We start from the raw sequence: 25,838 nt of genomic DNA, 5'->3' as shown, positions 1-25,838 counted from the left end.
ACATTAGACCTATGGTCAAAATTTCTGCTTTTTCCCTGTTGGCCCCTGTTCTAAGTCGCAGATCCGCCAATTGTCAGGCCGCCAATTTGCAGGGTCGGTTGACCCACGCCCACAGGCACCCATTGGCCAGCCTTGCCACAATTGCCTATGCCGGGATCCAGAGCCATGTCATTGCCAATCGCTTGCACGTGTTTCATTGCAGTGGCCCCATCGCCGATCAGCGTGGCCCCTTTGACAGGCGCGCCGATTTTGCCGTTTTTCACTTTGTAGGCCTCGGTGCAGCTGAACACGAATTTACCGTTGGTAATATCTACTTGGCCGCCACCAAACCCCACGGCGTAAATCCCGTCCTTCAGATCCGCGACGATGCTGGCAGGATCGGCATCCCCATTCAGCATATAGGTGTTCGTCATGCGCGGCATCGGAATATGCGCATAGCTTTGACGCCGTCCGTTGCCTGTAGGCGCCACGCCCATCAAGCGGGCGTTTTGGCGATCTTGCATGTAGCCGACCAAAACACCGTCTTCGATCAGGGTATTTTTGCCCGAAACAGTGCCCTCGTCGTCCACGGATATCGATCCGCGTCGATCTGGTATCGTGCCATCATCCAAAACCGTGACGCCTTTGGCCGCCACTTGCTGGCCCATGAGCCCTGCAAATGCGGATGTGCCTTTGCGGTTGAAATCGCCTTCCAATCCGTGCCCCACGGCCTCATGTAGCAAAATCCCGGGCCACCCCGCGCCAAGGACCACATCCATCACGCCTGCGGGCGCGTCTTCTGCATCCAAATTGACCAAGGCGATGCGCAGTGCCTCGCGGGCCGCAGCCTGCCAATGGGCTGGATCGATCAACCCGATCAACGACGCGCGGCCACCGCCACCGGATCCACCGCTTTCACGGCGCCCGTTTTCTTCTACAATAACCGAGACGTTCAATCGCGACATGGGGCGGATATCCGTGGTCAATTGACCCTCGGGGCGCAAAATCCAAACCTCTTGTAACGAGGCCGCCAAAGTAGCGGATACTTGCACAACTCGCTTGTCCAAACCGCGGGTAAACGCATCAATTTCCTTAAGCACATCTATCTTGGCCGGAAATGTCGCTGCCTCGAGAGGATCATCGTCCGAATACAGCTTTTGATTGGTGCCTACAGGCGCATCGGCCAAGGTGCCGCCACCGTCACCCACCGCCAAGCGTGCTGTTTCAACAGCGCGTTTGATCGCATGCTCCGAGATCTCTGTTGAATGGGCATAGCCTGCAACTTCGCCGCGCACGGCGCGCAAACCGAACCCTTCGGAGGCATCATAGCTTGCGGTTTTTACGCGGCCATCGTCAAAGGATAGGACCTCGGATCTGGCGCGTTCCAAAAACAACTCCCCATCGTCGGCTCCAGCGACCGCTTGGCGCAAGAGGCTCAGTGCAGCGTCCTGATCTAATTGAGTTTCGAACGGCTGAAAGCGAGTTTGTGCCATGCGGTTATCCTTTTCTCCATATTTAATGGACTATCCAGTCTATGAGCGGCTGTTTGCCGCAAGGCGCTGGGTTGAGATACTGTGCAGGATATGGTTTGTGCATCGTTGAATACAATGGGATTCCTTTCGCCGGGGGTCCAAAGTGTCGAGGCTGCGCAATCAGCCGCCACAAAACGGGAAACGAAAATGCGAATTTCTTCTATTTTTACGGGCCTAATGGGTCTGGTTGCTGCAACATCAGTCTCGGCGCAAGAGGCGCTTGAGGGTTTGGAAACAGTCGGTAAGCCTGTTCCGGGCGGCCTTGGGTTCCAACCCGCTGCAACTGAAATTGCACGCAATGTGTTTTGGCTGGATGGCTTTTTGCTGGTGATCATCACTGCAATTTCGCTGTTTGTGACAGCGCTGTTGGCTTATGTGGTCGTCCGGTTTAACCGCAAATCCAATCCAGAGGCCGCGACATTCACCCACAATTCGCCGCTGGAAGTGGCCTGGACAGTGATTCCGATCTTTATTTTGGTTGTGATCGGGTCGTTCTCACTACCTGTTTTGTTCCACCAGCAAGAAATTCCCGAAGCTGACGTGAATATCAAGGTCACAGGATACCAATGGTTCTGGGGCTACGAATATACCGATCACGAGTTTGCCTTTGACAGCTATTTGCTGCCACGCGAAGAACTGGCGGATTATGGCTACAGCGACGACGAATATTTGCTGGCAACGGACACAGCGGTTGTTGTGCCAGTTGGTAAAACCGTTGTTATGACGGTAACCGGCGGCGACGTGATCCATTCTTGGACGATACCAGCCTTTGGTGTGAAACAAGACGCCGTTCCGGGTCGTCTGGCCCAGCTTTGGTTTAATGCCGAAAAAGAAGGCGTTTATTTCGGCCAGTGTTCCGAGTTGTGCGGCAAAGACCACGCCTACATGCCGATCACCGTGAAAGTGGTCAGTGAAGAGGCCTACCAGCAGTGGCTGGACGGCGCGATTGAAGAATTCGCCGGCACGCCACGCAGCTACACAGTCGCATCCAACTAATCCAAGGACGTCAGGGGCAACCCTGTCCGCTTTAGGGAGACCGAGCACATGGCAGACGTAGGCTACACCCCCCAAGCCCAATCCGGCGAAGGCAGCTTTGGCGACTATTTCGCCTTGCTCAAGCCGCGCGTGATGTCTTTGGTCGTGTTCACAGCGCTTGTCGGTTTGGTTGTGGCTCCAGTGCCCGTGCACCCATTCATTGGGTTCTGTGCCATTTTGTTCATTGCTATTGGCGCAGGTGCATCCGGGGCGCTGAACATGTGGTGGGATGCGGACATCGACCAAATTATGAAACGTACTGCCAAACGCCCGATCCCTGCGGGTAAGGTTATGCCGAATGAAGCTTTGGCGCTGGGCATGGCCCTTTCCGGGTTCTCGGTTGTATTATTGTTCTTGGCAACGAATGCGCTGGCTGCGTTTTTGCTGGCCTTCACGATCTTCTTTTACGCCGTCGTCTATTCGATGTGGCTCAAACGCTCGACCCCGCAAAATATCGTCATCGGTGGGGCTGCTGGCGCCTTCCCGCCAATGATCGGTTGGGCCGTGGCCACTGGCGGTGTCTCGATTGAATCGATCCTGATGTTTGGCCTTATCTTCATGTGGACGCCGCCGCATTTCTGGGCCTTGGCCCTGTTTATGAAGTCTGACTATTCGGACGCAAAAGTGCCTATGTTGACTGTGACCCATGGCCGTAAATCCACACGGGTGCATGTCTTGGTCTACACATTGGTGCTGGTGCCTGTCGCTGTTGGTTTGGCGTTCACGTCTATCGGCGGCCCACTCTATCTGGCGGTGGCTGTAGTCATGAACGCTTGGTTCCTGAAAGGCGCCTTTGACATCTGGCGTCGTGATGAAACAGCGGCAGAGGCCGACAACTACAAGGTTGAGAAATCAGTCTTCAAAGTTTCGCTGCTATACCTTTTTGTCCATTTCGGTGCACTGCTGTTTGAGGCCTTGCTGGCCCCATTGGGATGGGGAGGCTGGGCATGACCACGTTCCGCCAAGATCATGAACTGCATGATCGCCGCTCTGGCCGTAACTGGGGGCTCTTTTTGGTGCTCGCGGGGCTGGTGGCAATCGTCTTTGGCCTGACATATGTGAAAATCACTACTGGCAATCCAATGGAAGCGTTCGATCACTCGGTACGCCCCGCGCTTATTCAACAGGAGGCGCAGTAATGGCGATTGACGGCAAAGCCAAAACCGCAGGCCAATTGGTAGGCGTCGTGGTGCTGATGGGCGGCTTGGCTTGGGCATCGGTCCCGTTTTATGATTGGTTTTGCCGCGTGACTGGCTTTGGTGGCGTGACCAATGTTGCGGAATCTGCCAGTGACACAATCCTCGACCAGGAAATTACAGTGCGCTTTGATGCGTCCAAAGACAAAGACATGCCGTGGACGTTCAAGCCTGTCGTGCGCGAGATGAAAATTCGCATCGGCGAAACAGGTCTTGCGTTCTATGAGGCGCATAATCCGACGGACCGGCCTGTCGCCGGATCCGCCAGCTACAACGTAACCCCCTATCAGGCCGGAGCGTTCTTTAGCAAAATCCAGTGTTTTTGCTTTGAAGAACAACTGCTGCAACCGGGTGAGACCGTGCAGATGCCGGTGACGTTCTATGTGGACCCTGAAATCGTGGACGATCGTGAGGGCAAATATATCCACACGATCACATTGGGATACACGTTCTACGAAATTGATTTGCCAGAAGACGCGCAAGCGGCTTTGGTACCCGAGACACCAACTGATACTTCGCTTAACTAAAAGACCCCAAGGAGGCCCAACATGGCCCACGAAAAGAACCACGATTATCACATTCTAACGCCGTCGCTTTGGCCGCTGATTGCCTCTGTTTCTGCGTTTGTCATGCTTTTGGGCGCCGTGTTCTGGATGCACGGCTCGGGTCCTTGGTTGGGCTTGATGGGTTTTGCTGGCGTACTTTACACCATGTACGGCTGGTGGGCCGAAGTCGTTGCCGAAAGCCAGGTTGGTGATCACACCCCGGTTGTCAGCATCGGCCTGCGCTACGGCTTTATCATGTTCATCATGTCCGAAGTCATGTTCTTTGCGGCATGGTTCTGGAGCTTTTTCAAACACGCGATGTACCCGATGGGGCCTCAATCGCCCGCAATCGATGGGGTTTGGCCGCCGGTTGGTATTGAAACATTTGATCCATGGCATCTGCCGCTGATCAACACGTTGATTTTGCTGTGCTCCGGCATGGCCGCCACTTGGGCACACCACGCTTTGGTTCATGAAAACAACCGTGAAGACATGAAGTGGGGTCTGATCATCGCCGTTGCTTTAGGCGCTGTCTTCACTGTGTTTCAGATTTACGAATATGGCCACGCGGCGTTTGGTTTTGCTGGCAACATCTACGGCGCGAACTTCTTTATGGCCACGGGCTTCCACGGATTCCACGTTTTGATCGGGACGATCTTTTTGCTGGTTTGCCTTTTCCGCCTGCAACGCGGCCACTTTACCCAAGAAAAGCACATCGGGTTTGAAGCTGCTGCATGGTACTGGCACTTTGTGGATGTGGTCTGGCTGTTCCTATTCTTTGCCGTCTATATCTGGGGTGGCTAAGGCCAGCTAGGTCCGCACGGACCAACTGACCACAACACTGCATTTAGACGCGGGGCTGTCATGGCCTCGCGTTTTTCATCACCTGAGGCGAGCATGCGATCTTATCTCTTTCCGTTGGTATTAGGCCTATGCGGCGCGGGCATCCTGATCGCCTTAGGCGTTTGGCAATTACAACGCCTCGAGTGGAAAGAGGGCATCCTGGCCGAGATCGACAGCCGCATCAGCGCAGCACCTGTCCCGTTGCCAGCAGATCCCGATCCAGTGGCGGACAAATACCGACCGGTTCAAGTGGCGGGGCGCTACATAGACCAGCCGATCCATGTGTTGGGATCCACCAAAGCAGATGGTGCGGGCTACCGGGTGATCCAAGGGTTCGAGACGCAGGGCAGACGCATACTGGTCGATCGCGGTTTTATCCATCTGGACGACAAAGCGGCGGTCTTGCAGGGCGGTCCGTTAGAAATTACTGGCAATTTGCACTGGCCCGCGGAAACGGATGGTTACACGCCAGACCCTGATCTTGCCAAAAATATATGGTTTGCACGCGACGTGACCAAGATGGCCAAAGCCCTTGATACTGAGGAGACGCTGATTGTGGTGCGCATGACGTCGGACACAGACCCGCTTTTGACGCATATCCCGCTGACAGGCACAGGCATTCCGAACAATCACTTACAGTACGCAATCACGTGGTTTTTGCTCACTTTGGTGTGGTTGGGGATGACACTGTATATGATGTGGCGTATCAGGCGATCCAAAGCGATAGCAGCACGCTAAAAGATCAAGAAGGATCAAAATGCACTACGTATCGACACGCGGCACCGCCCCGCATCTGACGTTCGAAGAAGCTATGTTGACGGGGCTCGCCCGCGACGGTGGTCTTTATCTGCCCTCAGAGGTTCCAACACTGACACCTGCGACGATCAAAGCCATGGCGGGCAAGTCTTACGAGGAAATCGCATACACCGTGATGCGCCCTTATATTGGCGAGACATTTACCGACGCGCAGTTCATGGATTTGATCACGGCGGCCTACGCGGGATTTGGCCATGACGCCCGTGCGCCGTTGGTACAAATGGCGCCCAATCATTTCCTGCTGGAACTGTTCCATGGCCCCACTTTAGCGTTCAAAGATTTTGCGATGCAATTGATTGGGCAGATGTTCCAAGCCTCGCTCAGTCGGTCTGGTGAACGGGTGACGATCGTTGGTGCGACGTCAGGCGATACGGGTTCAGCTGCGATTGAGGCGTTTCGTGGGCTGGATGCCGTGGATGTGTTTATCCTTTATCCGCATGGCCGCGTATCCGAGGTTCAACGCCGTCAGATGACAACACCGACGGAATCCAACGTGCATGCAATTGCCGTTGATGGCGATTTTGATACCTGCCAGGCGGCTGTCAAAGACATGTTCAACGACTTTGAATTCCGGGATGCGGTTAAACTAGCAGGCGTGAATTCGATTAACTGGGGCCGTGTTCTGGCGCAGGTCGTTTATTACTTTAGCAGTGCGGTCAGCCTTGGCGCACCGGACCGGCCGGTCAGTTTTACTGTGCCTACAGGCAATTTTGGCGATATCTTTGCAGGCTTTATTGCCAAGAAGATGGGTCTGCCGATCGAAAAATTGGTGGTGGCCACGAACCAGAACGATATTCTTCACCGCGCGCTGGAAACCGGCGGGTATGTCACCCAAGGCGTGCAACCATCGATTAGCCCATCGATGGATATTCAGGTCAGTTCGAATTTTGAACGGGCTCTTTATTTTGCTTACGATTGTGATGGGGCCGCTGTGGCCCAGCAAATGGAGCAACTGAAATCTGAAGGCGGTTTCAAAATCTCGCAAGGTGCCTTGGAAGGCCTGCGCGCGGTCTACGCATCGGGGCGCGTGTCCGAGGCGCAAACCAGCGCAATGATCAGTCGGGCCTTTGGAGAGATGGGCGAATTGCTCTGTCCGCACTCGGCAATTGGGGTAGAAGTGGCGCAAGACCACCTTGGAACCACGCCAATGATCACCCTTGCCACTGCCCATCCGGCAAAATTCCCAGACGCCGTGACTGCAGCAAGTGGTGAACACCCCCCCCTGCCTGCACGAATGGACGACCTGTTTGACCGAGACGAGCGGGTAACCCGCGTGGCCAATGATCTAGCGGCCATTCAGAAAATTATCAAAGATGGAATATCTGCTTGAGCGTTCAATTACACACACTGTCCAACGGATTTCGCATCATCACCGAACGAATGGAGGGGCTGAAATCAGCCTCACTAGGGGTTTGGGTCATGGCCGGTGGTCGTCACGAGCGGCTTGAACAAAATGGGATCGCGCATTTTCTGGAACACATGGCATTCAAAGGCACTGCCACTCGCAGTGCGCTGCAAATTGCGGAGGCCATCGAGGATGTTGGTGGGTATTTGAACGCCTATACCAGTCGCGAGATGACAGCTTACTACGCACGGATTTTGCAAGAAGACGTGCCTTTGGCCTTAGATGTGATCAGCGACATCGTTCTTAACCCAATATTCGACCCGCGCGAAATAGAGATCGAGCGCGGCGTGATTTTGCAAGAAATCGGTCAAACCTTTGATACGCCTGATGACATCGTGTTTGATTGGCTTCAGGAAGTCGCCTACCCAGATCAGCCCTTGGGCCGTTCGATTTTAGGACCAAGCGAGCGGGTTAAATCGTTTTCCAAGGCAGATTTGTCGACCTTTGTTGGCGAACACTACGCGGCGTCACAGATGATCCTCGCGGCCGCAGGGGCTGTCGATCACGACGAATTGGTGAAAATGGCCGAAGCAAAGTTTGGCCATCTGCCTGCCAGTCCCAAAACCCCATTGCTACAGGCGAAATTTGGTGGTGGCGAGCACCGGACAAACAAACCCCTCGAGCAAGTGCATTTTGCCTTTGCACTGGAGGGGCCAAATTATTGCGATCCCGAGATTTACACGGCGCAGGTCTATGCCTCAATTATGGGTGGCGGAATGTCGTCGCGGTTGTTTCAAGAAATCCGGGAAAAACGCGGATTGTGCTACACGGTCTTTGCCCAAGCAGGTGCCTATGAAGACACTGGTTTGATTACGCTCTATGCGGGTACTGCGTCGGATCAGATCAAAGATTTGGCACAGATCAGCATGGATGAGCTGCGCCGCGCAGGCGATGATATCAGCGCAATAGAGATTGATCGCGCACGGGTTCAAATGAAAGCTGGTATGTTGATGGGCCTAGAAAGCCCATCGAACCGTGCCGAACGTTTGGCGCGGATGATTTCGATCTGGGGACGCGTGCCGGACTTGGATGAGGTGGTTGCAAAAATTGATGCGGTCACAGTGGCCGATGTGCGCGATTTCGCCGGAACCATAGCCCAAAACGCGTCTGCTGCTATGGCGCTTTATGGGCCAGTAGATGATGCACCGGAACTGTCCGATCTTAAGGCGAGACTGGCAGCCTAATGTTACGACCACGGCGCAAACTACGGATCGATACAGAACGATTGATCCTGCGCCCACCAGCACATGGTGACTTTCGGGCATGGGCACATTTGCGCCAGAAAAGTGCGGATTTTCTGACCCCGTGGGAGCCTACTTGGGCCTCAGATCACCTTACGCGCAAGGCCTTTACCAATCGGGTCTATTGGGCGCAGCGGTCGATCAATAACGGATCTGCGGTGCCGTTGTTTTTGTTCAGCGACCTTGGCGACACGTTGGTTGGTGCGATCACACTCGACAACATCCGGCGCGGGCCTGCACAGGCCGGCACTTTGGGCTATTGGGTCGGGGCACCTTATGCGCGGCAGGGCTATATGTCAGAGGCCATTCGCGCCATCGTGCATTACGGATTTGAACAGTTGGATTTGTCCCGGGTCGAGGCCGCTTGTTTGCCAGAAAACAAAGCCTCGCGTGGGGTTCTGGAACGCACTGGCTTTAAATACGAAGGCGTTGCGCAAAGTTATCTGCAAATTTCAGGGCGCTGGCGCAATCACGTTCTATATTCAAATTTGCGTACAGACCGGCGCGGCAAGACAACTGCGGGCCAATAGCACACCAAGGATTACCACAATGCTCAACCCAGTGACCAACGCCATTGAAGATCAATTGCGCGGCCTTCTGCCTGAGGCCTGTTTTCGTCCTTTGACTGCGGGTTATCTGGAAGAGCCGCGCGGTCGGTACAACAGCACCGAGGGGCTTTTGTTGGCCCCGGAAACAACGCAGCAGGTGTCTGATATTGTGGCGCTGGCCCACCGGGAATCCGTGCCAATCATCCCTTATGGGGGTGGTACGGGCTTGGTTGGTGGTCAAATAGCGCCCAGTGGCCCCAAGCCGATCATTCTGACGCTGGAACGTATGAATAGGATCCGCGCAGTCTATCCAACCGAGAACGTTATGATCGCCGAAGCAGGTGTAATTTTGGCGGACATCCAAGCCTGCGCAGACGAAAACGATCGATTGTTTGCCCTCTCGCTGGCCTCGGAAGGCTCGGCGCGGATTGGCGGCAATTTGGCGACGAATGCAGGTGGGGTGAACGTGCTGCGCTACGGCAACGCGCGCGAGCAATGTCTGGGGCTAGAGGTGGTGCTGCCCACTGGCGAAATTTGGAATGGCCTGTCGCGATTGCGCAAAGACAACACCGGATATGATCTGCGCAATTTGATGGTGGGGGCCGAAGGCAGCTTGGGGATTATCACGGCGGCCGCGTTGAAATTACATCCCAAACCAGTGGCCCAAGGGACGGCGTTTTTCACAATCAAAGATCCACAGGCGGCACTGGAGCTTTTGGCTTTGGCCAATGCCCAAATGGGCGGCGGTGTTTCGGCATTTGAGTTGGTGCACCGGCAAGGGCTACAGTTTTTGAGCGAAACACTCCCTGAAGTGCGCCAACCCTTTGAGCAGCAACCCGAATGGATGGTCTTGTTGGATGTGGGTCTGCCTCATGGGTTGGATCCGGCGACGGCCCTAGAGGCCCTTTTTGAAGCAGCGGTGGAAGCTGGACTGTCCGACGATGGCGTGATCGCTCAATCGCAACAACAGCGCGCAGATTTTTGGGCGTTGCGGGAAAACATTCCCGAGGCCAATCGGCGCATTGGATCGGTCTCGAGCCATGATATTTCCGTGCCGATCAGCAGGATCCCCGAATTTATCCAACGGGGCCATCAAAAACTTGCAGAAATTGGTTCGTTTCGGATCAATTGCTTTGGGCATGTGGGCGATGGCAATTTGCATTACAATGTCTTTCCACAGCCGGGTAAAACCCGCGCGGATCACGAGGACCAGCGCAGCCAGATCAAAACAGCAGTGCACGATCTGGTGCACGAGATGGAAGGTTCTGTCAGTGCTGAACATGGTATCGGCAGGCTCAAGGTCGACGATCTTGAGCGCTATAGCGACCCGACGAAACTGGCTATGCTCAAGACCATCAAAACGGCTCTTGATCCCAAAGGCATCATGAACCCCGGTGTTATTGTGCGTAGTCTCTAATGCCCGTCAAAGGCGCACAGGGAATGCACTTCAACACCCATTTGATCCAGCAGCTTGGCCCCCCCTAATTCGGGTAAATCGATGACAAAGCCACAGCCCACGATCTGCGCCCCTAGCTGTTCCAGCAATTTGATGCCAGCCTCGGCCGTGCCGCCTGTGGCCAGCAGATCGTCGATCACCAGCACCCGTTCGCCCGCTTCAATGGCGTCGTCATGCACCTCCATCGTGGCGGTGCCATATTCCAGCGTATAGTCCTGCGACAGGGTTTTACCAGGCAATTTGCCTGCCTTGCGGATAGGGACAAAGCCCACTGACAATTGATGTGCAATGGCCCCGCCAAGGATAAAGCCGCGTGCCTCAAGCCCGACCACCTTGTCGATTTCACGTCCGGCAAAGGCATGGATCAGTTGGTCAATTGCCATCCGAAATCCACGTGGATCGGCGAACAAAGTGGTGACATCGCGAAACATGATGCCCTCAATTGGAAAGTCGGGAATGGTGCGAATGTAGTCTTGAACCGTTTTCATATCTGATCCTATTTGCGTCCATAGTGGCGCTGAATGGCCATTAAATCCTGTGTACCCAAGGTGTTAAGGGCGTTGCTGTCCTCGGAGAAAATTGAGGTTTTGTCGTAGTAGGTATTGCGCAGATCGGTGATGAAACCCAAGGACTGCGTCAGTTCCTCAAGCATTATAGATCCAGCCCCCGCAAGCGTGACATCGCGTGAAAACACGATTGCGGACCGGGTAATGTTGCGGTTTTTGTTCCACCAGATCTGGACCCAAGCATGCTGAATTTGCACCCCGTCCAAGCCGTTGATTTGGGTGCCTTTCAAGCGGCTGTTGGCCGCGATATCCATCAAAAGCACACGAATATCGGCCCGCGATCCATTGGCCACGCGACGAAACCGTGGCCCGTTTGGCACCTTGTTCAATTCCAACAATGCGCTGTTCAAACCATCTTCGATACTGGCGCGCAACTCCGCAGGAAAAGCAGGATCGTTGCGATAAAGTGAGACGGTTAAATCTTGGGCTTTGCGGTCGGACCAGCGCACAAACGGCTTTTGGCAAGCCCCGCCCAACGGTGCTGCACAGGCCACCATCCGGTAGAAATCCTCATCCGCTAAACGGCCATTGGATTCGATGTATTCCTGGGCAATTACGGGCCCAAAGGCAGCAATGAATGCGATGCAAAGGGCCACAAAAAATCGCATTAGGCGCCCAACATACGCCCAGCAACTGCGTCCAACTTGGCAACCAATTGGGCATCGCGATTTTGCGGTTGGGTTAAAATGGCAAATTCCAGTGCGCGATCGCAACCATGTGGGCAGGGCGCGCGGTCGGATCCCAACAGGGCGGGCAGTTTTTTGACCATATCGCGGGCTTTGTCCGCATTACCCATCAAGGTGGCGATGATTTGTGTCACATCGACCTCGCCATGATCCGGGTGCCAACTGTCATAATCCGTGATCATAGCGACCGAGGCGTAGCATAACTCTGCTTCACGGGCCAATTTGGCCTCGGGCATATTGGTCATGCCGATCACATCACAGCCCCAGACCTCGCGGTACATTTTGCTTTCGGCAAGGGTGCTGAATTGCGGGCCTTCCATGGCCAGATAGGTGCCGCCCTGATGGACGGTAATCCCGCTGTCTTGTGCCGCTTCAAGACAGGCCGCACCAAGGCGCGGGCAGGTGGGGTGAGCCACGCTCACATGGGCCACACAACCCGTACCGAAGAAGGATTTGTCACGTGCAAAGGTACGATCAATGAACTGATCAACCACAACAAAATCCCCTGGTGCCATATCTTCGCGGAAGGAGCCGCAGGCAGACACGCTGATCACATCGGTCACACCAATGCGCTTGAGCGCATCGATATTTGCGCGGTAGGGCACTGTTGTTGGCGAATGGACATGGCCGCGCCCGTGGCGGGGCAGGAAGGCCATTTTGACGCCATCCAGCGTGCCGGTTAGAATGTCATCAGAGGGATCGCCCCAAGGGCTGGCCACTGATTGCCATGTGGCATCCTGAAGGCCTTCAATCTCATAAAGCCCCGATCCGCCGATGATCCCGATCATTGTGCCCATTTTTCAAACCCTTTGCGATGTGCTGCGTCCCATAGAAACCATGCCTGCCAAGTTGATAAAAGAGGGCAGGCGTTCACAAATAGAAAAAGCCGCCCCGGTTGGAGCGGCTTTTGCCCTACATCACGATGTCTTAACCTAGGTTTTCGATAACGAACGCATTGGGCAATACCGTGCGCAGGTCGTCGACAGACACCCCTTCAAACAGAACCGATCCACCTGATGCCCGTACCAGTGCGTCACCGCCTTGGTCTTCGATCGTGGCATTGCCGGTTTCCACCTCGCCCGAAAGGAAATCAACGCCAACCTCAAAGTCAGTGACAACGTCATCGCCGTAATTGAAGCCCAGGAAGATAAACGTATCAGCGCCGTTGTTACCGGTCAGGACATCATCGCCGCCACCGCCATTGATCTGGTCGTTGCCATTGCCGCCGCGTATTTGGTCTTTGCCGTTGCCGCCGCGCATATCGTCGTTGCCGCGTCCGCCATACATCCGGTCGTTGCCGCCGTTGCCGAACAGGGTGTCAGCGCCCTTGTCGCCATAAAGGCGGTCGTTGCCTTTCTCGCCCCAGATTTTGTCATTGCCGTCACCGCCATAGACAAAGTCCTTTTCGGCGCCCGCGGCGAACTTGTCATTGCCGCCTTCCAAATAAGCGATATCGCGTCCTGACAGATCAAGGGCGACGCCATCGTCAGAGACAGCATTCAGCGACAGCTCGTCTTTGGCATCCGAGCCATAGACAGTCCAGCCCATGGGCAGCAGCAGGTTTTCCAAAGCGGCATTATCCGTGCCAAAGAAGTCGGCCAAAAGGGCGGGTTCAAGTAGGGGATAGGGTAGATTCAGATCTATGGTCGCAACCAAATTGTTTTCCAAGACGATCGAAACGCCGTCGACTGTACCGTTGGACAAAAGACCGGTGTCCTGGGAATAAACGAAGTCGCTTGAATCACTCTGCAGCCCAATACCATTCCCAAACTCATCTTCGATGATGACGTTTGAGTTGGTTTGCAACAGAACTTGACCGTTAAATGCGGTGTCAAATCCTGCCAGTGCACTCGCTAAGCCGATACCTTCGAATAGAAAAATAGTTGGCATGATCAGTCCTCTCCTGATTTGTTAACAAAGTGTTAACAACCCAAGGGCACTGCGACAAACGATTTGAACTATTCGCCCGGTCTTTTGAGGCTAAACACCTCGCGTATGACGGAATAGTCACGATAGCCCAGTCGTGTCAGCGGGTTGAACTTCGTCACATCGAACATCCCGTCTACCAGACAATCATCACGCATGTGCACGCCAGTGACCTCACCGAAGACAGCGAAATTGCTTTCGCCTTCCAGTCTTATCATCTGTGTCACTTTGCATTCCAGACTTGCGGGTGCCGCCGCCACACGGGGGCAATTGATCGTGGTGCAATCTGCCTTTTCAAGTGATGCCAGCGTGAACTCGTCCTTGTCTTTGTCCCACGGTCCAGAGGTCGTGTTCATCGCATCGCGCATCGCATATTCCACGATATTGACGCAAAAGACGCCCGTGTCGCGGATGTTGGCCATGCTGTCTTTGGTATCACCGCGATCTTCCTTGGCGCTGGTCGAGGCGAACATGACCTGTGGTGGCACATAGGCCACGGCGTTAAAGAATGAATATGGGGCCAGATTGTCAGATCCATCTGCGCCACGCGTCGAAATCCAGCCGATTGGGCGGGGGGACACAATTGCGTTAAAGGGATTGTGGGGCAGGCCGTGGCCTTGGGAGGGTTGATAAAACATGTGTGGTCTTTCAAGGGGCTGTCGTGCTAGGCGACGGGTCGCAAGTTAAATAGGACGGCACGTGTACCAAGTCCATCAAGAAGGCAGTGAAGACCGTTGGGAGGTCGAAGCGCTCTATGACCTGTGCTTTGCACCGGGCCGAGAGGCGCTTTCGTCTTACCGCTTGCGCGATGATGCGGCCCCTATTGCCCAGTTATGCCTTGTTGCGCGTGATTCTGATGCAATTTTGGCTGGGGCCATTCGGTTTTGGCCGATTGCCGTAGGTGATCACAAGGCGCTGTTGCTTGGGCCGATTGCAGTCCACCCCACGCGCCAAGGCGAGGGGCTGGGGGGTATTTTAATCCGCGAAAGCCTTGGGGCGGCGCGCGCTTTGGGTTGGCAGCGCGTGGTGCTGGTCGGGGATGAGCCCTATTACGGCAAATTTGGGTTCGAGGTTCTTGAGGGGCTTGAAATGCCGCCGCCCACCAACCCGCAACGTGTCTTGGGATTGGCTTTGGTTCCGGACGCGTGGCGCGACGTGCGTGGCGTGGTGCGATCTGGCAGCGCTTGAATTTAGCGCAGCAAGTGCCAATGTTACTGGGTGGAGGGCCACGCTTTGACCACGAACCTAACCTCGATCAGTGACGCAGATCTTAACGCTGAATTGGTGCTATTGGGCGAAAAACATCGCAAGGCAGGGGGCCTTGGGATGCAGGTGCTTAACCTTGTTGGCGGGCAGGCCGAAAACCTGTTGGAACGTCTGCCTGATAGTGTAAAAGACCGTCTTGAGGAGGCGACGCTGATGGCCCTCAAACAGGCACTCAGTATCGCGCAAGCCTCACGCAAAAACCAAAAAGATCCAGCACCTTGGGTGAATACCTTAGCCGCAACGGCAATGGGCGCTGCTGGTGGATTGGGCGGCGCACCCACCGCTTTGGTAGAATTGCCAATCACAACAACGGTCCTGTTGCGTGCGATCCAAGGCGTGGCACAGCGCCACGGCTTTGATCCGCAAACGCCCGAGGTCCAAGCCGAATGTTTGAAAGTCTTTGCAAGCGGTGGGCCCCTGTCACAGGATGACGGCAGCGATACTGCCTTTTTGGCCGCGCGCATGACATTAACCGGGGGTTCAGTCCAAGCGGTTCTGACCAAGATCGCCCCGCGCTTGGCCACTGTCTTGGGTCAGAAACTAGGGGCGCAAGCCGTGCCAATTTTGGGGGCGGCCTCTGGGGCCGCGATCAATTATGCCTACACAAGTTACTATCAGGAAATGGCTGACATCCATTTTCGCCTGCTGATCTTGGCACAGAAAAGTGGCCGACCCGAGGCTGACATTCTGGCAGCCTTTGCCAAAACCCAGCAGCCCAAAAAGTAAAGACATTTGAAAACGTTAGGGCTTTCTGGGGCCTTCTATTTGGTCAAAAGATAGTCGGTAACAGCTTGCCGCACGGATTGATCCCCACGATCACGGGCCTGATCGATCACCGCTTTGACTTCGGATAGGTTGTGTTTGCGCAGCATGTGTTTCACCGGCCCGATAGACGACGGCCGCATCGACAAAACCCGCAATCCAATCGCCGCCAAACACAATGCATTCACGGGGCGACCTGCGTCCTCACCACAAAACGACAGAGATGTGTTGGAAGCCGCGCTGCGATCTACAATCCGCTCGAGGAATGTCAAAAACCCGCTGTCCAAAAAGTCATAACGTCTGCGGACCCGTTCATTTTCGCGGTCAGCAGCAAAGAAGAATTGCTTGAGGTCATTGCCGCCGATAGACAGAAATTGCACGTCGTCAAAAAACTGGTTTGGGGCAAAAGCCAAGGACGGCGTTTCCAACATTGCCCCGATCTCCAAGGTGCTGGGCAAAAGATGTCCCAGCTTTTCCTCGCCAGCCATGGCTTTGTCCATCTGCGCGCGGGCCGCTTGGTATTCCGAATAGGTCGCAACAAACGGGAACATGATCGACAAGGGGCCGCCATTGGCCGCGCGGATCAATGCCTGTAGCTGCATCCGCATGACACCGGGTTTGTCTAGGCCCACCCGGATCGCGCGCCAGCCCAAAGCAGGGTTCGGCTCGTCTTGGGGTTTCATGTAGGGCAGGACCTTGTCTGACCCGATATCAAGCGTTCGAAAGACCACGCGCTTGCCTTTTGCAGCGTCCAAAACCCGGCGGTACAGCGCCGCCAGTTCGGATCTGCGGGGGACAGAGTTGCGGATCAAAAACTGAAGTTCGGTGCGAAAAAGGCCAACGCCTTCGGCACCGGATCCCTCAAGAGACGGGAGATCGGCCATCAGACCTGCATTCATATCAAGGCGAATGACCGTACCACACATGGTCTCAGCCGGTTTTTCGCGGATACTGGCGTAGCGATCTTGGGCTTCGGCCATCATCGCGATTTTCTCACGGAAGGCGGCGGATACGCTGTCGTCGGGGCGCAGATGCACGATGCCCTGTTCCCCGTCGACCAAAATCGCATCACCATTGAGCGCCTCGGTAGTCACCCCTTTGGCCTGAATGACCAGTGGAATGGCAAGAGCGCGTGCGACGATGCCTGCATGGCTGCCAACGCTGCCATCTTCCAACACAATCGCACTCAGGCTGCGTCCATATTCCAACAACTCGCCGGGTCCAATGTTGCGGGCAATCAGAACCGGTTTTTCGGGCATTTCAGCGCCAGTGTCACGGCCTTGACCGGTCAAGATGCGCAGCAAGCGGTTCGAAAGGTCGTCTAGATCGTGCAACCGCTCGCGCAAATAAGCATCGGGCACTTGGCTAAGCCGGGCACGGGCCGCGGATTGTTCTTTTTCCACGGCAGCTTCGGCGGACAATCCGTTATCAATATCGGCCAACATACGCCGTTGCCAGCCTTTGGAGTTGGCAAACATTCGGTAGGCTTCCATAACCTGTCGTTGTTCTTTGTCACTGGTTTTGGCGCCATCCAGCATCTCATCAACAGAAATGCGCAGCGTATCAACGGCCTCGATCAGGCGCTGGCTTTCAACCTCGGGATCGTCGGCAATCGGGTTTGTCACCACCACGCGCGGCTCGTGTAAATAGACATTGCCCGATGCAGCGCCTTCTTGGCCCACGGTGCCACGGAACATCACAGGCTGTTGGTGGCGAGCAGACAGGGCCTGACCATCGCCCAAAAATGCGCCAAGTTCGGTCATTTCAGCCAAAACCATTGCCACGACTTCCAGCGCATAGACCTCGTCGGGGCTGTAGGCGCGAGCATCTTTGGATTGCACCACCAACACCCCGAGGCTTTCGCCAAGGCGTTGAATGGGCACGCCGAGAAAGCTGGAATAAATTTCCTCGCCGGTTTCAGGCATATACCGAAAACCCTTGGCCGATGGCGCATCGGGCGTGTTGATCACGCGGCCTTTGCGCGCCACAGCTCCGACCAAACCCTCGCCCAAGCGCATACGGGTTTCATGGACAGCCTCTGGTTTTAGCCCTTCCGTGGCGCACAGTTCCAAGGTTTCGGGATCGCGGAACAGATAGATCGAACACACTTCCGTGCCCATGGAATGGGCCGTCAAATGGGTGATCTTGTCCAGCCGTGCCTGACCTGCACTGTCTTCGGCCATGGCGTCGCGCAGACGACCCAATAACTTGCGGCTTTCAGACTCTTTGCGTTCGGGCATTCTGCCCCCCAAGGTAAAGCCCGACGGGTCAGGCAGCTTTCTCCAGTTCGAAAGCATCATGCAGGGCTTGGACAGCAAGTTCCATATATTTCCGGTCGATCAGCACAGAAATCTTGATCTCGGAGGTGGTGATCACTTTGATATTGATGCCTTCGCGTGAGAGGGCCTCAAACATCTTGGCAGCAACACCGGCATGGCTGCGCATTCCGATGCCCACCACGGAAATTTTGGCGGCGTTTTCATCAGCCACCAAATCATGGAAATTGATGTCGCCATTTGTCTTGGCCTGCTCCATGGCCGCCTCGGCACGGGCAACCTGATCGGTCGGGCACGAGAACGTCATATCGGTGCGTCCTTCTTCCGAGATGTTCTGCACGATCATGTCCACATTCACGCCAGCCTCGGACAATGGGCCAAAGATCGCGGCAGCAATACCGGGGCGATCGGCCACGCTGATCAAAGTCATTTTTGCCTCGTCGCGGCTGTAGGCCACACCGGATACTACGTTAGATTCCATGATTTCCTCCTCATCGCAGACCAGTGTGCCGGCCTCGTCGGATTGTTCTTCAAATGATGATAGCACACGCAGTTTGACTTTATAGCGCATGGCCAATTCGACCGAGCGTGTTTGCAAAACTTTTGCCCCAAGACTGGCCAACTCAAGCATTTCCTCAAACGCAATTTTGTCCAATTTGCGGGCTTTGTCGCTGATGCGTGGATCTGTGGTGTAGACCCCGTCCACATCTGTATAAATGTCGCAGCGTTCGGCCTCGAATGCGGCAGCAAAAGCCACTGCAGTGGTGTCAGATCCGCCGCGGCCAAGTGTTGTGATCCGACCCTCGGGGCTGACCCCTTGGAAGCCTGCCACAACCGCGACCCGGTCACCTGCGGCGAATTTTGCGCGAATGTTGTCCGCTGGAATAGCCTCGATACGGGCAGAGGCGTGGGCCGAAGTGGTTTGCACCGGTACTTGCCAGCCTTGCCAACTGCGCGCAGGCACTTCCATTTCTTGCAAGGTTAACGCCATCAAACCTGCTGTTACGTTTTCGCCGGAACTGACAACGGCGTCGTATTCGCGCGCATCATAGAGTGGTGAGGTCTCGTTGACCCAGCCCACCAATTCGTTCGTTTTGCCAGACATGGCCGAGACGATGACGATCACGTCATAGCCTTTCGCGACCTCGACGCCGACCTTTTTGGCAGCCCGTTTGATCCGGTCCAGCGTGGCCACAGACGTGCCACCAAATTTCATTACCAACGTGGGCATAGGGTCTTCCATCCAAGAAATCCCGCGCTTGTTAGGTCAGCGGGCCTCGAAGGGCAAGAGTGCGTAGCGCCAAAGCGCGCTCAAGCAGCGTTCAAACGGATGTTTTGCTGCATTAGATCCGGCAAAAACGGAAAATACTGGGCCATAGCGGCAATTTCTTCGGCGGTCAGCCGATCTTTCTCGACCAAAGCCTTGCTGTCGTTGCTGTCATGGACCGCGCGAATGTAGAACGGCCGCTTGGTGGCGATAGACCGCGATGGCCGCCGTTTTGGGATCATTTTGTGGCTGGTGTTGTAGGGGTTTTTCATCGTCCCTGCTGGCGCTGCCAGAATAAGGCCCTGATTGTTGAACGGGGCCAGTCGCGGTGCGATTTGCGGCGCGTCTTGGCCGATGATCAGGGACAGACCCCGGGCAAAAGACAAATAGACCGCTTCGTCATCGTCATAGAGTAACTTCAGCGCAGCCTCTGTTTCGATTTTGGCTGTAGCGACGAAATCCTTTGCCAATCCGTCGTCATCGTCCAGCGCCACTTGGGCCATGGGCTCTGTCGGATCATAATTGTCGTGGACAAATCGGCGCAAAAAACTGGGCGCATGGCCTGGCGCACGAAAAACAACGCTGGCGCGATCCTCCCCCAAGGTATCATGGCACAGTTCACGCAGTCTGGTTTGATACGGCTTGGGCATTTGCCGGGAAGAGAGCACCGCAAGGTGAAAATCGCGGTCTTCTTGCGTGGCCAAGCTGGCCAATGCAATCTTTTCGAACAAATCCAAACGACTGTCCAAGCGGCGGGGTTCAAACAGGATTTCCGGCGTCATTGTATCCGCTGTGCGCCAGCCTGATTTGCCGAAAAACGAAAACCGAGTTTGAATGACAACGTGAACCAATAGAGCCCCCTTAAAGTTATCGCAAAACCGTTAGAACGGCATCGGCGCCCCGTCATAGGCCTCGAAAACGCCCGTTGTTTCAAGGCTTAATGCAGCAAACCTTTCGATCAGCCCCGCGGCCGAGACCTCTGGCGTGATCGCGGCGTTCGCACCACCCATGTCTGTAATCACCCAGCCGGGATGGTAAATGCCAACAGCGATCCCTTTGGGGGCCAGATCAACGGCCAGATTGCGTCCAAGGTTTAATGCCGCAGATTTGCTGGCACGGTAGACATAACTGCTGCCATTGGCGCGCTCACTGGATCCCATTTGGCTGCTGATAATCGCAATTTTTGCGTTGGGCGCCAGTTTTGGCAAAAAGTGGTGCACGGTTTGGAACACGCCTGTGACATTGGTCGCAAAACTGTCGGCCCAAATGGCGTCGTCATAGGTTTCGCCAAGGCTCAGTGGGCGATCCAGAAACACCCCGGCATTGCAGACCAAAAGGTCCACAGGGGTCGTGATGGTCTGGGCCAACGCCCCAATTGCAGCACTGTCGGTCACATCAAGCGGATGCAACTGTGGCCCCCCGTTGCGGCTGGTGCCAATCACGTTGATACCGACGTTACGGTATTGCTGGGCAAGATTTGCGCCGATCCCACGGCTGGCCCCTGTAATCACAACTTGCATCAATTGACCTTTCGATTGGGAACAAAGGGTAGGGGGGCCACGGGAATGCCATCGTCGAGCAACTTCTTGGCCTCTTCCAGTTTGGCTTCTCCGTAGATTGCGGTTTTGTCGCTGTCGCCATCGTGGATCGCACGGGCCTCTTTTACAAAGTCTTGACCGACATATTCGGACGTGGATTCAACATGCTCCTTGAGCGCCTTCAAATCGGCCTCATTTGGCGAAGTGTCCAGATTTTGGGCGCGCTTGGGTGTGACAGAAGGGGCCATCAAAGCCTTGCTGATATCGGTGGAACCACAGGTCGCACAGCTCACGTGGCCTGCTTGAAACAGGGTTTCATAGGCCGCAGACGATTGGAACCAGCTTTCAAACTGGTGGTCATTTCCGCATTTTAACTTGTACTTTATCATCGAAAAAAGGCCCTAACGCAGTCACCGGACTGGGCCAAAGGCCAGCCAGTTTCAATTGCTTAGTATGTCAACAACTTAGGGTCAAACCTGCGGATAATCGCCCCCATTTCCGGATCACTTATCTTTTTAGCGGCCTTTTTCAATGAAAACCACTTGCGCTTGCGTTGTTTTGCCTCGGGGTAATCTTGGACGATGGTTTTGACTTTGATCGGATAGACCAAGACCATGATTGGCAACACATCCGTAGGATCCAGAATTTTGACGTAGGAATACCCGCCCAGGCAGGTTTGATAGGATTTCCCCTTGATGCCAGCCTCTTGATAGGCCTCGCGCGATGCGGCCCGCGCTGGTGTTTTCTCGTCCATGGGCCAGCCTTTGGGAATGATCCAACGGCCTGATCGCCTGGAGGTAATCAGCAGAACTTCGGTTTTGTCGTTGACCACCCGAAAACATAGCGCCCCAAACTGGGTGCGCAGGCCCCGCTTTGAATGCCCGTTCATAAACACTGGGCTTTGAATTGCTTTGTTCATGCCCACACGGGCCCCGGCTGCTGATTTTTGTTTTTGTTTCATCTAATTACAACAACGTAGCGTATACCTGTGAAAAAGGCAAAGGAGGGCTCGATGCTGAGATCATTAGGTTTGGGGGTTATATGGTTAATAATTGGTGTATCTGCTGCCGTTGCTGCCGAAAATTCGCGATTTGAAGCAATAGAAGGCGGGCCTCTGGATCTGGACGATTGGCGCGGACAGCCTGTTTTGGTTGTCAACACGGCGTCGCAATGCGCCTTTACCAAACAATACGATGGGCTGCAGGCGCTCTATGATCGGTACCGGGATCAGGGTTTGGTGGTTGTCGCTGTGCCCAGTGATGATTTCCGCCAAGAACTTTCGGACAACGCTGCAGTCAAAGAGTTCTGCCAAATCAACTTTGATCTGGATTTGCCTATGACCACGATCACATCCGTTAAAGGCCGCAATGCCCATCCGTTTTACCGCCACATCAAGGCAGAAACCGGTTTCGTGCCCAAATGGAATTTCAACAAAATCCTTCTAGATCCTGCGGGCCAAGTGGTTGCCACCTTTGGGGCCAACACACGGCCCAATTCCGCTAAAATGATTGCAGCGATCAAACCCCTCCTGACCCCGTGACGCCGAAGCCCTTGTTTATTGGGGCCAACATTTACCGTGCCTCTTCTTATGGGCCGGGGCATCCTTTGCGGATCCCACGGGTCAGCACTGTGATTGATCTGTCGCGCAGCTTGGGCTGGTTGCCGCCACAATCCTACGTCACCAGCCCTATGGCCAAACGTGTAGCGTTGGAGATTTGGCACGACCCAGAGTATTTGGCGGCCCTTCAACAGGCTGAAATCGACGGAAGTGTCAGCGACGACGTCCGTGCCAAATTTGGGTTGGGCACCCCGTCGAACCCGGTATTTGCTGAAATGTACCGCAGGCCCGCAACGTCCGCTGGGGGCAGTTTGCTGGCCGGGGAATTGTTGCGAACCGTCAAGACCATCTATCATCCGGCAGGTGGCACCCATCACGGATTTCCGGCTCGGGCCAACGGGTTTTGCTATCTCAACGATCCAGTGCTGGCGATCTTGGCGCTAAGGCGTGCAGGCCATCGCCGCATCGCTTATGTGGATCTGGATGCGCATTATCCAGATGGGGTTGTGCATTGGTTTGCCAGTGATCCAGAGGTGCTGCTGGTCTCGGCCCATCAACAGGATTTGTGGCCGCGTTTGGGCGATCTAACGGAGCATGGTCAGGGCAATATCGTCAACATTCCTGTACCGCCCGGCTATAACGATACCGAAGCGGGTGCGATTTGTGAGGGCGTGATCCTGCCCGCTGTTCAGTCCTTTGGCCCGGACGCGTTGGTGGTCCAATGCGGTGCCGATGCGCTGCTGGAGGATCCCCAATCCCGTTTGGAATTGTCCAATCTTAGCTATCTTGAGGCGTTACGCGGGCTGATGCCTTTGTCCGAGCATCGGTTGGTCTTGGGGGGCGGTGGTTATAATCCATGGAGTGTCGGTCGCGCATGGACGGCCATTTGGGGCCTTCTCAGCGGTCAACCAGCCCCTGTTCGTTTGCCGGCCGCCGCCGAGGCGGTTTTGCGCGGCATCGAATGGTCCGGCAACAGCCGCGCCAAGAACCCGCCGGAATATCTGTTTACCACTTTGCTCGACACCCCGCGCAGGGGACCCGTGCGCCCCCAAATCACCGAGGCGATAGCCTACCATCAAGGGCGGCGCACAGAGCTTTAAGATCCGCTGGGGCGTGGCCAGATAGTGGCGCTGGTTCAAAGGGCCTGCTCATAATGATGCTCAATTCCTGCGCAGTCTGCACGCATTGAGTGGTGCCAGCGCTGTCCAAATCCGCATAAGTCTGGGCAAAATTCGATACCAAGGGGCCGTGCACAACCCTACATCCATGGCCCAAAGGCTCAAACGGGGTATGCCCGCCTGCCTCAACCAAGGAGCCACCAACAAAACACAGGTCCGCCAGATCATACCAAAGCGCCATTTCGCCTAAGGTATCGGCCACTGTGATTTGCGTGGTCGCATCAGGAACTTCATCCTGACTATGCTGGGCATATGCGATTTTTTGATCCTTGAGCCATGCCAAGAGCGGCCCAATCCGGTCTGGATGCCGTGGGGCGAGGATCAAACGCAAATCTGGCCTTAATTTTTGGGCCTCGACAAATGCTGAGGCGACCATGATGTCCTCGCCCACATGAACAGACGCGGCCAATATGGTGGCCCCCTTGGGATAGTGCGCCGCCATGTCGTGCAATCGAGGATCGGGATCTGCTGGCACATACATCGTTTTGAGGTCCGTTAGCGGTCCGATTTGTGCAGGTTCTAACCCAAGATCGGCAAAACGTTGCGCCGACTGTGCGTCTTGGGGTGAAACAAGATCAAGCGCGTCGATAATCATGGATTTCGCAAACCCAACACGTTGCAACCTGCGGGCCGTATTCTGGGACAAGCGTGCGCCGACCAGGCATATTGGCAGGCCACGCTGTCCCAGCAAGTCAAAGCGGTTGGGCCAAAATTCGGCCTCGATACCGATATATCCAGTGACGTTGGCACGGTCCAAAACCTGCCCAACGGCCCAACGCAGATCCAGCGGAGCCAAGGCACAACGCACCCGTGGCAGGTTCCAGCCCGTCAGCATCTCAAGTGCAGATGCCGAATTGCAGGTGATCAAAATATGCCGCTGAGGATCGCAGAGCATGGCATGGATCAACGGCCGTGCAGCGGCCAATTCGCCATTGCTGGCACCGTGGATCCACAGGTGCGGAACGTCAGGTGTCGCTGGGATAAGGCCAAATCTGGCATGGGTCAGGCTGCGCTTGCGCCATGCAAACCACATCAACGGCATCAGCGCCAAAGAGATCAAAAACCGGTAAATCACGCCCGTGCGATAGCGCACTCCCCTAAATACGACAAGATCACAGATCCACTGGCAGCCGGGCCTGCGCCGCATCCGAGGCGTAGGCCGCCTCGGCCAGTTTCACCACACGCAGATAATCGCGCGCCGTATTTTCAAGTGTTGCATGGCCTGCCAACCCATCGGCCACATGCTGGCATAGGGCCAAAACGCAATCCCCTGCAAATCCCGGCCAATCGCGGCCACTTAGTAGGGTTTTAGACTGTTGCGTGCCAAATTTGCGCAGCGTTACCGTGCCGTCGCCAGCAAGGGTGAGAGTGCCTTCGCTGCCTTCGATCAATGCCTCGCCAAAAGTGCGGCGGGGGTTGTCGGTATCAAAATCCAAGCAACGATTGCCATCGAAAATCGCACGCGCGCCATTGGCATAATCAAACAAGACATATCCCGCGTCCTCGCCCGCGATAACGGGGTTCACACGTCTGAGATCTGCATAAATACCAACGGGTTCCCCCATCAAATACAAAAACGTATCGAGGTAATGCACACCCGTTTCATGGATCAGCAGGCGCGGCATAGTTTGGAAATAAGGCTGACGATCCATATAGGCCTCAGGCCCCTGACCATCGCCAGTGCGCAGTCGAAAGGTCGTCTGCAAAGGGACGCCAATCTGACCGCTATCCATGGCGGCCTTGATCGTGCGAAACCATGGCTGAAACCGAAAGTTCTCGTGTATGATGAGGGGGATGCCTGCGGTTTCGGCCTCGGCTGTTAGGCTTTGCGCCTCTTCTAGTGAGGTGCAAAATGGCTTTTGACAAATGATAGCTTTGACGCCCAGTGCGATGGCTTTGCGCACCGTGGCTGCATGGGTTGGGGGCGGTGTGATGATGTCCAGAACGTCAATCTTTTGGCTTGTCACAAGGGCGTCGAGGCTGTCAAAGGCTTGCGTTCCATAAGCCACCACACGGGCAGGATCCAAATCGATGCCACCCACTAAGGCGGCGCCCTTGGCGCGCTGCCATGCATCATAGTGAAATCCGGCGAAATACCCCGCCCCGAAACAGGCAACGCGTAAATCCATTCTGAGCAGCCCCCATACACCCTTTTGTTGCGGTAGCGGTAACAGGTTTTCCAAGATGCGCAAACCAAGGGCTTGCCAAACCCCTGCTCA

General features: G+C 55.2%; 28 protein-coding genes. 14 read left to right on the top strand and 14 right to left on the bottom strand.

Annotated features, from left to right (window positions below; all coding sequences use genetic code 11):
- Positions 1-50 precede the first annotated feature (50 nt).
- Positions 51-1,472, bottom strand: coding sequence for a metalloprotease TldD (tldD, locus tag ACIRQ6_RS13225; protein WP_420861075.1), 1,422 nt, complete (start codon positions 1,470-1,472; stop codon positions 51-53).
- 186 nt (positions 1,473-1,658) lie between these two features.
- Between tldD and coxB the strand changes: the two genes are divergently transcribed.
- Genes coxB through ACIRQ6_RS13175 form a run of 10 tightly spaced genes read left to right on the top strand, consistent with a single transcriptional unit; the run spans position 1,659 to position 10,557 of the window.
- Positions 1,659-2,507, top strand: a complete 849-nt coding sequence (gene coxB / locus ACIRQ6_RS13220; RefSeq protein WP_420861074.1) for a cytochrome c oxidase subunit II — start codon at positions 1,659-1,661, stop codon at positions 2,505-2,507.
- Positions 2,508-2,555: 48 nt separating this feature from the next.
- Positions 2,556-3,497: a heme o synthase gene (cyoE, locus tag ACIRQ6_RS13215; RefSeq protein ID WP_420861073.1), complete on the top strand. Its 942-nt coding sequence runs from the start codon at positions 2,556-2,558 to the stop codon at positions 3,495-3,497.
- Entirely contained in the window at positions 3,494-3,685 is a 192-nt protein-coding gene (locus ACIRQ6_RS13210; protein WP_420861072.1) for a hypothetical protein, read from the top strand. The genes cyoE and ACIRQ6_RS13210 overlap by 4 nt, the downstream gene beginning before the upstream one ends.
- Positions 3,685-4,269: a cytochrome c oxidase assembly protein gene (locus tag ACIRQ6_RS13205; protein WP_420861071.1), complete on the top strand. Its 585-nt coding sequence runs from the start codon at positions 3,685-3,687 to the stop codon at positions 4,267-4,269. The genes ACIRQ6_RS13210 and ACIRQ6_RS13205 overlap by 1 nt, the downstream gene beginning before the upstream one ends.
- Before the next feature lie 21 nt (positions 4,270-4,290).
- Positions 4,291-5,091, top strand: a complete 801-nt coding sequence (locus ACIRQ6_RS13200) for a cytochrome c oxidase subunit 3 (RefSeq protein WP_420861070.1) — start codon at positions 4,291-4,293, stop codon at positions 5,089-5,091.
- A 60-nt stretch (positions 5,092-5,151) separates the two neighbouring features.
- Complete coding sequence (locus ACIRQ6_RS13195; RefSeq protein WP_420861069.1) at positions 5,152-5,868, top strand: SURF1 family protein; 717 nt, start codon at positions 5,152-5,154, stop codon at positions 5,866-5,868.
- 19 nt (positions 5,869-5,887) lie between these two features.
- A complete protein-coding gene (gene thrC / locus ACIRQ6_RS13190; protein WP_420861068.1) occupies positions 5,888-7,276 on the top strand; it encodes a threonine synthase in 1,389 nt (462 codons plus the stop codon).
- A complete protein-coding gene (locus tag ACIRQ6_RS13185) occupies positions 7,273-8,535 on the top strand; it encodes a M16 family metallopeptidase (protein WP_420861067.1) in 1,263 nt (420 codons plus the stop codon). The genes thrC and ACIRQ6_RS13185 overlap by 4 nt, the downstream gene beginning before the upstream one ends.
- Positions 8,535-9,122 carry a GNAT family N-acetyltransferase gene (locus ACIRQ6_RS13180; RefSeq protein ID WP_420861066.1) on the top strand — a complete coding sequence of 196 codons (588 nt, stop codon included), beginning with the start codon at positions 8,535-8,537 and terminating at the stop codon, positions 9,120-9,122. The genes ACIRQ6_RS13185 and ACIRQ6_RS13180 overlap by 1 nt, the downstream gene beginning before the upstream one ends.
- Positions 9,123-9,141: 19 nt before the next feature.
- Positions 9,142-10,557, top strand: coding sequence for an FAD-binding oxidoreductase (locus ACIRQ6_RS13175; RefSeq protein ID WP_420861065.1), 1,416 nt, complete (start codon positions 9,142-9,144; stop codon positions 10,555-10,557).
- On the opposite strand, the gene ACIRQ6_RS13170 is transcribed toward ACIRQ6_RS13175, so the two are convergent.
- The 5 genes from ACIRQ6_RS13170 to ACIRQ6_RS13150 all read right to left on the bottom strand — a co-directional run bounded on the left by ACIRQ6_RS13170 (position 10,554) and on the right by ACIRQ6_RS13150 (position 14,412).
- On the bottom strand, positions 10,554-11,084 hold the full coding sequence (locus ACIRQ6_RS13170) for an adenine phosphoribosyltransferase (RefSeq protein ID WP_420861064.1): 531 nt from the start codon (positions 11,082-11,084) through the stop codon (positions 10,554-10,556). The two genes, ACIRQ6_RS13175 and ACIRQ6_RS13170, sit on opposite strands and share 4 nt — an antisense overlap.
- Before the next feature lie 8 nt (positions 11,085-11,092).
- Positions 11,093-11,770: a DUF2927 domain-containing protein gene (locus ACIRQ6_RS13165; RefSeq protein WP_420861063.1), complete on the bottom strand. Its 678-nt coding sequence runs from the start codon at positions 11,768-11,770 to the stop codon at positions 11,093-11,095.
- The gene (locus tag ACIRQ6_RS13160) at positions 11,770-12,645 is read right to left on the bottom strand and encodes an S-methyl-5'-thioadenosine phosphorylase (protein WP_420861062.1); all 876 of its coding nucleotides are present in this window, start codon (positions 12,643-12,645) and stop codon (positions 11,770-11,772) included. Before ACIRQ6_RS13160 ends, ACIRQ6_RS13165 begins: the two co-directional genes overlap by 1 nt.
- Before the next feature lie 130 nt (positions 12,646-12,775).
- Positions 12,776-13,738: a calcium-binding protein gene (locus tag ACIRQ6_RS13155; RefSeq protein WP_420861061.1), complete on the bottom strand. Its 963-nt coding sequence runs from the start codon at positions 13,736-13,738 to the stop codon at positions 12,776-12,778.
- 68 nt (positions 13,739-13,806) lie between these two features.
- The gene (locus ACIRQ6_RS13150) at positions 13,807-14,412 is read right to left on the bottom strand and encodes a flavin reductase family protein (RefSeq protein WP_420861060.1); all 606 of its coding nucleotides are present in this window, start codon (positions 14,410-14,412) and stop codon (positions 13,807-13,809) included.
- A gap of 61 nt (positions 14,413-14,473) precedes the next feature.
- On the opposite strand from ACIRQ6_RS13150, the gene ACIRQ6_RS13145 reads away from it, so the two are divergent.
- Together ACIRQ6_RS13145 and ACIRQ6_RS13140 are read left to right on the top strand one after the other, a co-directional pair.
- Positions 14,474-14,962, top strand: a complete 489-nt coding sequence (locus ACIRQ6_RS13145; protein WP_420861059.1) for a GNAT family N-acetyltransferase — start codon at positions 14,474-14,476, stop codon at positions 14,960-14,962.
- A gap of 45 nt (positions 14,963-15,007) precedes the next feature.
- Positions 15,008-15,766 (top strand): EcsC family protein, encoded by a 759-nt coding sequence (locus tag ACIRQ6_RS13140; RefSeq protein WP_420861058.1) that lies wholly within the window; start codon positions 15,008-15,010, stop codon positions 15,764-15,766.
- A 35-nt stretch (positions 15,767-15,801) separates the two neighbouring features.
- Here the strand turns inward: ACIRQ6_RS13140 and ptsP are convergent, their stop codons facing one another.
- The 6 genes from ptsP to ACIRQ6_RS13110 all read right to left on the bottom strand — a co-directional run bounded on the left by ptsP (position 15,802) and on the right by ACIRQ6_RS13110 (position 21,844).
- A complete protein-coding gene (gene ptsP / locus ACIRQ6_RS13135) occupies positions 15,802-18,042 on the bottom strand; it encodes a phosphoenolpyruvate--protein phosphotransferase (RefSeq protein ID WP_420861057.1) in 2,241 nt (746 codons plus the stop codon).
- A 28-nt stretch (positions 18,043-18,070) separates the two neighbouring features.
- Positions 18,071-19,309 carry an aspartate kinase gene (locus ACIRQ6_RS13130; RefSeq protein ID WP_420861056.1) on the bottom strand — a complete coding sequence of 413 codons (1,239 nt, stop codon included), beginning with the start codon at positions 19,307-19,309 and terminating at the stop codon, positions 18,071-18,073.
- 80 nt (positions 19,310-19,389) lie between these two features.
- Positions 19,390-20,196 (bottom strand): glycosyltransferase, encoded by an 807-nt coding sequence (locus ACIRQ6_RS13125; RefSeq protein ID WP_420861055.1) that lies wholly within the window; start codon positions 20,194-20,196, stop codon positions 19,390-19,392.
- Positions 20,197-20,226: 30 nt separating this feature from the next.
- Entirely contained in the window at positions 20,227-20,865 is a 639-nt protein-coding gene (locus ACIRQ6_RS13120; protein WP_420861054.1) for an SDR family NAD(P)-dependent oxidoreductase, read from the bottom strand.
- Complete coding sequence (locus tag ACIRQ6_RS13115) at positions 20,865-21,272, bottom strand: DUF1178 family protein (protein ID WP_420861053.1); 408 nt, start codon at positions 21,270-21,272, stop codon at positions 20,865-20,867. Before ACIRQ6_RS13115 ends, ACIRQ6_RS13120 begins: the two co-directional genes overlap by 1 nt.
- A 59-nt stretch (positions 21,273-21,331) precedes the next feature.
- Entirely contained in the window at positions 21,332-21,844 is a 513-nt protein-coding gene (locus ACIRQ6_RS13110) for an NUDIX hydrolase (protein ID WP_420861052.1), read from the bottom strand.
- Between the two features lie 51 nt (positions 21,845-21,895).
- Between ACIRQ6_RS13110 and ACIRQ6_RS13105 the strand changes: the two genes are divergently transcribed.
- Both ACIRQ6_RS13105 and ACIRQ6_RS13100 read left to right on the top strand, forming a co-directional pair.
- The gene (locus ACIRQ6_RS13105) at positions 21,896-22,423 is read left to right on the top strand and encodes a glutathione peroxidase (protein ID WP_420861051.1); all 528 of its coding nucleotides are present in this window, start codon (positions 21,896-21,898) and stop codon (positions 22,421-22,423) included.
- Positions 22,420-23,541, top strand: coding sequence for an acetoin utilization protein AcuC (locus tag ACIRQ6_RS13100; protein WP_420861050.1), 1,122 nt, complete (start codon positions 22,420-22,422; stop codon positions 23,539-23,541). The genes ACIRQ6_RS13105 and ACIRQ6_RS13100 overlap by 4 nt, the downstream gene beginning before the upstream one ends.
- Here ACIRQ6_RS13100 and ACIRQ6_RS13095 read toward each other — a convergent pair.
- Together ACIRQ6_RS13095 and ACIRQ6_RS13090 are read right to left on the bottom strand one after the other, a co-directional pair.
- A complete protein-coding gene (locus ACIRQ6_RS13095) occupies positions 23,495-24,712 on the bottom strand; it encodes a 3-deoxy-D-manno-octulosonic acid transferase (protein WP_420861049.1) in 1,218 nt (405 codons plus the stop codon). The two genes, ACIRQ6_RS13100 and ACIRQ6_RS13095, sit on opposite strands and share 47 nt — an antisense overlap.
- A 19-nt stretch (positions 24,713-24,731) precedes the next feature.
- Positions 24,732-25,748, bottom strand: a complete 1,017-nt coding sequence (locus ACIRQ6_RS13090) for a Gfo/Idh/MocA family protein (RefSeq protein ID WP_420861048.1) — start codon at positions 25,746-25,748, stop codon at positions 24,732-24,734.
- Positions 25,749-25,838: the final 90 nt, after the last annotated feature.

This window comes from Algirhabdus cladophorae (assembly GCF_044772865.1).
In the GTDB taxonomy this organism is placed as follows: Bacteria; Pseudomonadota; Alphaproteobacteria; order Rhodobacterales; family Rhodobacteraceae; genus Algirhabdus; species Algirhabdus cladophorae.
Note: the sequence above shows the minus strand (reverse complement) of the source record. Positions and strands in the feature narration are given on the sequence as shown.

What these genes read in the sequence shown, in the direction of transcription:
- cyoE (WP_420861073.1), top strand. Translation starts at nt 2,556, where the DNA reads ATGGCAGACGTAGGCTACACCCCCCAAGCCCAATCCGGCGAAGGCAGC.
- ptsP (WP_420861057.1), bottom strand. Translation starts at nt 18,042, where the DNA reads ATGCCCGAACGCAAAGAGTCTGAAAGCCGCAAGTTATTGGGTCGTCTG.
- ACIRQ6_RS13155 (WP_420861061.1), bottom strand. Translation starts at nt 13,738, where the DNA reads ATGCCAACTATTTTTCTATTCGAAGGTATCGGCTTAGCGAGTGCACTG.
- coxB (WP_420861074.1), top strand. Translation starts at nt 1,659, where the DNA reads ATGCGAATTTCTTCTATTTTTACGGGCCTAATGGGTCTGGTTGCTGCA.
- ACIRQ6_RS13160 (WP_420861062.1), bottom strand. Translation starts at nt 12,645, where the DNA reads ATGGGCACAATGATCGGGATCATCGGCGGATCGGGGCTTTATGAGATT.
- ACIRQ6_RS13110 (WP_420861052.1), bottom strand. Translation starts at nt 21,844, where the DNA reads ATGAAACAAAAACAAAAATCAGCAGCCGGGGCCCGTGTGGGCATGAAC.
- ACIRQ6_RS13165 (WP_420861063.1), bottom strand. Translation starts at nt 11,770, where the DNA reads ATGCGATTTTTTGTGGCCCTTTGCATCGCATTCATTGCTGCCTTTGGG.
- ACIRQ6_RS13205 (WP_420861071.1), top strand. Translation starts at nt 3,685, where the DNA reads ATGGCGATTGACGGCAAAGCCAAAACCGCAGGCCAATTGGTAGGCGTC.
- ACIRQ6_RS13170 (WP_420861064.1), bottom strand. Translation starts at nt 11,084, where the DNA reads ATGAAAACGGTTCAAGACTACATTCGCACCATTCCCGACTTTCCAATT.
- ACIRQ6_RS13150 (WP_420861060.1), bottom strand. Translation starts at nt 14,412, where the DNA reads ATGTTTTATCAACCCTCCCAAGGCCACGGCCTGCCCCACAATCCCTTT.
- ACIRQ6_RS13180 (WP_420861066.1), top strand. Translation starts at nt 8,535, where the DNA reads ATGTTACGACCACGGCGCAAACTACGGATCGATACAGAACGATTGATC.
- ACIRQ6_RS13210 (WP_420861072.1), top strand. Translation starts at nt 3,494, where the DNA reads ATGACCACGTTCCGCCAAGATCATGAACTGCATGATCGCCGCTCTGGC.
- ACIRQ6_RS13105 (WP_420861051.1), top strand. Translation starts at nt 21,896, where the DNA reads ATGCTGAGATCATTAGGTTTGGGGGTTATATGGTTAATAATTGGTGTA.
- ACIRQ6_RS13120 (WP_420861054.1), bottom strand. Translation starts at nt 20,865, where the DNA reads ATGCAAGTTGTGATTACAGGGGCCAGCCGTGGGATCGGCGCAAATCTT.
- ACIRQ6_RS13090 (WP_420861048.1), bottom strand. Translation starts at nt 25,748, where the DNA reads ATGGATTTACGCGTTGCCTGTTTCGGGGCGGGGTATTTCGCCGGATTT.
- ACIRQ6_RS13130 (WP_420861056.1), bottom strand. Translation starts at nt 19,309, where the DNA reads ATGCCCACGTTGGTAATGAAATTTGGTGGCACGTCTGTGGCCACGCTG.
- ACIRQ6_RS13115 (WP_420861053.1), bottom strand. Translation starts at nt 21,272, where the DNA reads ATGATAAAGTACAAGTTAAAATGCGGAAATGACCACCAGTTTGAAAGC.
- ACIRQ6_RS13200 (WP_420861070.1), top strand. Translation starts at nt 4,291, where the DNA reads ATGGCCCACGAAAAGAACCACGATTATCACATTCTAACGCCGTCGCTT.
- ACIRQ6_RS13195 (WP_420861069.1), top strand. Translation starts at nt 5,152, where the DNA reads ATGGCCTCGCGTTTTTCATCACCTGAGGCGAGCATGCGATCTTATCTC.
- thrC (WP_420861068.1), top strand. Translation starts at nt 5,888, where the DNA reads ATGCACTACGTATCGACACGCGGCACCGCCCCGCATCTGACGTTCGAA.
- tldD (WP_420861075.1), bottom strand. Translation starts at nt 1,472, where the DNA reads ATGGCACAAACTCGCTTTCAGCCGTTCGAAACTCAATTAGATCAGGAC.
- ACIRQ6_RS13175 (WP_420861065.1), top strand. Translation starts at nt 9,142, where the DNA reads ATGCTCAACCCAGTGACCAACGCCATTGAAGATCAATTGCGCGGCCTT.